The sequence below is a fragment of the Nioella sp. genome, from assembly GCF_964229645.1.
Taxonomy (GTDB): Bacteria; Pseudomonadota; Alphaproteobacteria; order Rhodobacterales; family Rhodobacteraceae; genus Nioella.
In genome coordinates this window covers 1-6,576 of record NZ_CAXREX010000074.1, presented here as the reverse complement: position 1 = coordinate 6,576, position 6,576 = coordinate 1, and the positions used below count along the sequence as shown (strand labels likewise).

Annotated in this window: 4 protein-coding genes; 1 reads left to right on the top strand and 3 read right to left on the bottom strand. The window is 64.4% G+C overall.

All coding sequences use genetic code 11. From position 1 onward, the window contains the following. Nucleotides 1-116: 116 nt before the first annotated feature. From ACEQXV_RS04975 to ACEQXV_RS04965, 3 genes are all read right to left on the bottom strand, one after another. A complete protein-coding gene (locus tag ACEQXV_RS04975; protein WP_370251581.1) occupies nucleotides 117-3,002 on the bottom strand; it encodes a DNA translocase FtsK 4TM domain-containing protein in 2,886 nt (961 codons plus the stop codon). Between the two features lie 11 nt (nucleotides 3,003-3,013). Beyond that, complete coding sequence (locus ACEQXV_RS04970; protein WP_370268161.1) at nucleotides 3,014-4,198, bottom strand: aminotransferase class I/II-fold pyridoxal phosphate-dependent enzyme; 1,185 nt, start codon at nucleotides 4,196-4,198, stop codon at nucleotides 3,014-3,016. A gap of 117 nt (nucleotides 4,199-4,315) precedes the next feature. Further along, nucleotides 4,316-5,644, bottom strand: a complete 1,329-nt coding sequence (locus ACEQXV_RS04965; protein WP_370268160.1) for an amidase — start codon at nucleotides 5,642-5,644, stop codon at nucleotides 4,316-4,318. 51 nt (nucleotides 5,645-5,695) lie between these two features. On the opposite strand from ACEQXV_RS04965, the gene ACEQXV_RS04960 reads away from it, so the two are divergent. Next, nucleotides 5,696-6,576: FAD-dependent monooxygenase (locus ACEQXV_RS04960; protein WP_370268163.1), on the top strand; the 881-nt coding region annotated here is incomplete at its 3' end.

Genomic DNA, 6,576 nt, shown 5'->3' with positions numbered 1-6,576 from the left:
AAGGGCTGGCAGGGTGGAGGCGGCCGAAAGGGCCGCCGCAAGGATCAGGTTCTTCATGTGTCCCATCTAATCACGCCAGCAGCGCTTTGCACCTCACGTCCGCGCGATAGGGCGGATTACTGCTCAGGCACCAGCACCTCGCGCTTGCCCACGTGGTTGGCCGAACTGACGACGCCTTCATCCTCCATCTGTTCAACCAGTCGCGCGGCCTTGTTGTAGCCGATGGCCAGCTTGCGCTGAATGTAGGAGGTTGAGCATTTGCGGTCCTTGATGACGATGGCAACGGCCTGATCATACAGAGCATCTTCGCCGGTCGTGTTGCCACCAAGCCCAAGCACCGCGTCAATGTCGCTTTCCCGTTCCTCGTCGGGGCCATCCAGAACACTGGCCGCGTAGTCGGGCGGACCGAAGCTCTTGAGATGGCTCACGATTTCCTCGACTTCCTCGTCGCTGACGAAGGGTCCGTGGACACGGGTGATCTTGGCGCCACCGGCCATGTAGAGCATGTCACCCATACCCAGAAGCTGTTCGGCCCCCTGTTCACCCAGGATGGTGCGGCTGTCGACCTTCGACGTGACGTGGAAGGAAATCCGCGTCGGGAAGTTCGCCTTGATCGTGCCGGTGATGACGTCGACCGACGGGCGCTGTGTGGCCATGATGATGTGAATGCCGGAGGCACGCGCCATCTGCGCCAGGCGCTGGATGCAGGCTTCGATTTCCTTGCCCGCGACCATCATCAGGTCGGCCATCTCGTCGACGATGACGACGATATAGGGCATCTTCTCGGGGGCGAATTCCTCGGTCTCGAAAACCGGATCGCCGGTTTCATCATCAAACCCGGTCTGCACCGTGCGGCTGAACATTTCGCCCTTGGCCTGCGCATCGGCGACGCGACCGTTATAGCCGTCGATATTGCGCACGCCCATCTTGGACATCTTGCGGTAGCGCTCTTCCATTTCGCCCACGACCCATTTGAGCGCGACAACGGCCTTCTTGGGGTCGGTCACAACCGGGCTGAGAAGATGGGGGATGCCATCGTAGACGCTGAGTTCCAGCATCTTCGGGTCGATCATGATCAGGCGGCATTCCTCGGGCGTCAGCTTGTAGAGCAGGCTGAGGATCATGGTGTTGATCGCCACCGATTTGCCCGAGCCCGTGGTCCCCGCGATCAGAAGGTGGGGCATCTTGGCGAGATTCGCGACAACCGGGTCACCGCCGATATCCTTGCCAAGGGCCAGCGGCAGTTTCTGGGTGCCGTCGCCGAAATCGCGGCTGGCGAGAATCTCGCGCAGAACCACCTTTTCACGATGCTGGTTGGGCAGTTCGATACCGATCACGCTGCGCCCGGGCACTGTCGAGACGCGGGCAGACAGCGCCGACATGCTGCGCGCGATGTCATCGGCAAGGCCGATCACCCGGCTGGCCTTGAGCCCCGGGGCCGGTTCAAGCTCGTACATGGTCACGACCGGGCCGGGGCGCACCGAGACGATCTCGCCCTTTACGCCGTAGTCATCCAGCACGTTTTCCAGCATGCGCGCGTTTTCTTCCAGCGCTTCGTCGCTGAGGTGATGACGCTGAATGCTGGTGGGGCTGGTCAGAAGGTTGAGTGGCGGGAATTCATATGCCTGCGCCCGGTCTTCCAGCGGCAGGGCGGGCTGTGCCTCTGCGCGCGCGGCGCGCGACGGCTGCAACGGGCGGCGCGGCTGGTGCTGGACGACGCGCTTGGGTTCGGCAGTCACCGACGGAATCGGCCCGCCATGCGCCATGGTGCGTTCCGAATGCGGAAGCGGGATGGTTTCGATCTCTTCGCCGGGCACTTCGGGCTCGGCGTAGGGATGCAGCTGCACCTCGGGTGCAGGTTCTTCGACCACGTCCGTGGGGCGGGCATGGGCCGCGGTAAGCGGCGGTTCCACCCGGGCGCTCAGCGGCGGCTCGACACGTGCCGACATATGCTCTGCCCGTCGCGCGGCAACGGCAGCCTGAACCGGGGTCATCGGTTCCTGCGGGGCGATCTCTTCGACGGGTTCCGCCATGGCGGGGTTGGCCCTGCGGACACGGTTTTGAATCGCATCAGCGATGCGGGTGCGGATGCGGTTGTCGTCGGGCGCATCCAGATCCGCGGGCGCAACTGGGGTGGGCTCGATCAGTTCAGGCTCGGGGTCCATCGCCCGCTCGCGGCGCAGAATGGGAGTCACCCGATTGAGCAGGCCAAGGCGGGCTCGTGCAGGTTCGGCGGTGGTTTCCGCTGCGGGTTCGTCATAAACGACCGCCTCATCGTCATAGGCAGAGGCCCGCACAACCCGGCGTTCGCGGTGACGCTCTCGCAGATCAAGGGCAGCCTGCCCCGCTTCGCGTCCGGCCTGGCCGAACATCGCCCCGATCCAGGCCAGCGAATTGACCAGACCAACCAGCATGAAGCGCAACACAATCGTCAATTCGCGCCAGCTGACACCCAGCACGAAAAGCCCAAGCCCGATCATCATCAGGAAGGACAGCGCGGCCATGACCTTGAGACCGGTTCCAACGGCAAGCGGGAGGATGTTGAGAAGCGCACCAAGGACCGTGTCGCCGAACACGCCGCCAAGGCCATAGCTCTGGTCCCATGCGGCGGGCGGTTCATGGGTGGCGGCATAGATAGCGGCAAGGGCCACGGCAATCGGCAGGAAGATGATCCGCGACAGCGCGCGTTCTCCGCCCAGATGGGCCGACAGGCGCACACCCCAGACCAGCGCACCAGCCGCCAAACCATAGGCACCCCACCCGACGATCAGCATCAGGACTGCGGCAAGCGACGCCCCGAAGCGGCCAAGCAGGTTCTGCGGAACGGCATCGGTCGCGGCCCACCAGCTCGGATCATCCGGAGAGTAGGACACCAGCAGAAGAACCAGCGCGATCCCGGCCAGGATAAGGGCAATCCCTGCCGCTTCGCGTCCGCGCTTTTCCAGCACCGCCTGCATCCGGCTGTCCAGAAGGGGATCTCTCTGCCGCGTTTGATAGGCCATCTTGCGTCACCTCACCCTTGATACAGGCAGTCGCGGAGCCTGGTCAGCCCGCGCCGCATGTCGTCTTTTTCCGCCACCATCGCCACGCGGATCCGGTCCGCGCCCGGCGTATGGCCGTTCACCTCGCGTGCCAGGTAAGCGCCGGGCAGAACCCGAACCCCTGACTCGCGCCACAATTTCAACGTCGCCGCCTCGCCATCATCGACGGGCAACCACAGGAAAAACCCGGCCTCTGGCGGCATGTAGCCCTGAAGGCCGGAAAAGATGTCATCTGCAATCTCGTATTTCTCGGCGTAGAGTGCGCGGTTCCGGGTCACGTGGTCTTCATCGGACCACGCCCGCGCCGCAACCGCCTGCAGCGGACCCGGCAGGGGGGCACCTGCATAGGCGCGCAATTGCTTAAGCCGCTTCACGCTGTCCGGACCACCTGCCGCGAAACCAGACCGAAGCCCGGCAAGGTTCGACCGCTTGGACAACGAGTTGAACAGAACCACCCGTTCCGGGTCTGCGCCCATCCGTTCGGCAACCTGCAACGCCCCCACGGGCGGAGCCTCACGGTAGATCTCGGAATAGCATTCATCCGAGAAGATCTGGAAATCGTGCTGTTCGGCGAGTGAAATCAGGTCACGCCAGTAGCTTTCATCCGCCACCGCGCCCTGTGGATTGGCGGGCGAGCAGATATAGGCAACGGCAGTCCGGTCCAGAATGTCCGACGGCAAGCTGGCATAGTCGGGCAGGTTCCCGGTGGCATCGGTCGCCGGCACATAAACGGGCTCTGCCCCCACGGCCAGCGCTGCAACGGCGTAGACCTGGTAGAACGGGTTGGGCGTCAGAACCACGGGCTGTTTGCCGCGTTTGGTTTCGGGGCAGAGCGCGATGCAGGCGTTGAAGAGACCCTCTCGCGTGCCGTTTAGCGGCAGGATCTGCGTTGCGGCGTCGATGCTCACGCCATAGCGGCGCTGGATCCAGCCCGCGATCGCGGCCTGAAGCTCTGGCGTGCCGTCATTGGCGGGATACCTGCCAAAACCTGCGGCATTGTCGGCAATGACCGTGGAAACCCAATCCGGGAAGGCGTGTTTCGGTTCCCCGATCGTCATGTCGATCGGATCGGCCCCCGGCGCATGGGGGTCGAGAAGCGCCCGAAGACGCGGGAACGCGTATGCTGGCAGGTTCGAAAACCGCTCAGGAAATGCCATTACTGCCTCTGCTCAGGGTCGTTTTTCGCCCTGTTTGTCGGCAGGTTAACGGCTTGAAGGGCTTTGGTCCAGAAAAACGCGCGCGCCCATGTCCAGACAGGGGCGCAGCTGTGGCCTTCAGGTCAGCGCCGCTTCAGTCGCCTTGCCAATCCTCAGCAGTGCCTCTTCTCCGAACGGACGCCCAAGCAGCATGATCCCCGTGCCCGGCACGCCGGTCGGAAGGGTCAGGGCCGACAGGCCCATCAGGTTGCCCACACGGGTGTTGCGCAAGGTCAGCAGGTTCTCGGTGACGTAATAGTCGTCGTCTTCCATCAGGCGGCCTGCATGCGGCGGCAGGTTCGGTGCCGTTGGCAACAGAACCGCGTCATAGCCCGCGACCTGCGCCGCCCATTCGCCACGCAAATGTTCCAGGAACTGCCAGGCAGCAACGTAATCGGCTGCGGCGAACCCGGCCCCGGACCGGAACCGTTCCAGGATGCGCGGGAACATCTTTTCGGGCGCGGCCTCGATCGCATGTTTCCAGGTGCCATAGGCTTCGGAGGTAAAGAGGATCGGGGCCAGGTCCATGGCGGTTTCGATCCCGTCGACGGTGCCATGGCTGATCTCGGCCCCCGCCTTCGCCATCCGGTCGAGTGCATGGGCAAAGCCCTTGGCAGGAGCCTCGCGCACGTCACCGGTGTAGGTGTCAAGCACGAGGAACCGACGGCCCTTCAGGCTTGCCCCGTCCAGATCGGCAGGCTTGCCGCCTTCCATGACAGCCAGCAGATGGGCACAATCCTCAACCGTCTTGGCCAGCGGCCCCACGGTATCGAAGCGCTCGCAAAGCGGCACCACACCAGCAAGTGACAGCCGACCCGAGGTCGTCTTGAGCCCGACGAGATCATTGAAGGCCGACGGAATGCGGACCGAACCGCCCGTGTCCGAGCCGATCCCGGCTGGCGCCAGCCCGTAGGCGGTCGAGGCCGCTGCCCCCGACGAGGATCCGCCCGGCACAAGCTCGGGATCGTGGATATTGGGCGGGGTTTGGGTGATCGGGTTGATGCCGAGACCGGAGAAGGCGAGCTCACTCATATGCGTCTTGCCAAGGCAGACCATGCCCGCGCGCGTGGCCTTGGCCAGCACCTCGCAATCCGCGTCGGGCACCCGGCCCGCCAGAAGGTCAGAGCCCGCCTTCGTCTCGTCGCCGGCGCTATCGAACAGGTCTTTCCACGACAGCGGCACACCGTCCAACAGGCCACGTCGCACACCAAGGCGTGCGCGGTCCGACGCGGCTGCCGCCTCGGCGCGGGCGCGGGACGCCGTAACCACCGAATAGATGCGATCCGCGTAACCATGCCCGGCAATGGCGTCGAGGTAAGCCTCGGTCAGGTCCACAGGGTCGATCTCTCCGGCGCCGATCGCCCGGCCCAGATCCGCCACGCCCAGGTTCTGCCAATCGTCCCGCATCGCATGTCCTCCGCCATGATGTCGCGGGCCACGCTAGCGGGCGTGTGCCACATGGACAATCCCGCGCGAGACGACATATTGCGAGGCATGGCACTGGACTGTGATATCCTCATCGTTGGCGGTGGCCTGAACGGCCCCTGTCTTGCCCTCGCCCTGTCGCAGGCGGGTCTGACCAGCACCGTGATCGACGCGCTGCCCGCGGAAACCCGCGACGCCGACACGTTCGACGGTCGCTCCTACGCGCTGGCCCTTGCCTCTGCCCGGCTCTTGCAGGCAATCGGCATATGGGATGCGGTGAAAGCCAACGCGCAGCCCATGCACGAGATCAAAGCCAGCGACGGGCGCGCCGGCGAAGGCCCTTCCCCGTTCTTCCTGCATTTCGAACGCGACGAATTGGAAGAAGGCCCGATGGGCTACATGCTGGAGGACCGCTTCCTGCGGCAGGCACTGCTGGCCCGGATGGAGAGTGATCCGAACGTCACCCACCTTCCCAGGGCCAAGGTCGTGGCGCAGGATATTTCTGGCCCGGCTTCGGTCACGCTGGAGGATGGGCGCGTCCTGACTGGCCAGCTCCTCGTTGGTGCCGACGGACGGCAGAGCGGCACCGGCGCGCGCGCTGGCATCAAGCGCCTTGGATGGGATTACGGGCAGACAGCGCTTGTCTGTTCGCTGGCCCATGATCTGCCCCATCACGGCATCGCGCATCAGTTCTTCATGCCAGCCGGGCCGCTGGCGATCCTGCCGCTTCCGGGCAATCGCTGTTCCATCGTCTGGAGCGAGACCCACGCCCGTGCCGCCGAAATCAATGCGCTTGATGACGGTGCCTACCTGGACATCCTGCGGCCTCGCTTCGGCGATTTCCTGGGCGACATACGGCTAGCGGGCAAGCGCTTCACCTACCCGCTGAACCTGACCATTTCGGAACGTTTCGT

Coding starts and splice junctions, on each gene's coding strand:
- ACEQXV_RS04965 (WP_370268160.1), bottom strand. CDS start 5,644: ATGCGGGACGATTGGCAGAACCTGGGCGTGGCGGATCTGGGCCGGGCG.
- ACEQXV_RS04970 (WP_370268161.1), bottom strand. CDS start 4,198: ATGGCATTTCCTGAGCGGTTTTCGAACCTGCCAGCATACGCGTTCCCG.
- ACEQXV_RS04975 (WP_370251581.1), bottom strand. CDS start 3,002: ATGGCCTATCAAACGCGGCAGAGAGATCCCCTTCTGGACAGCCGGATG.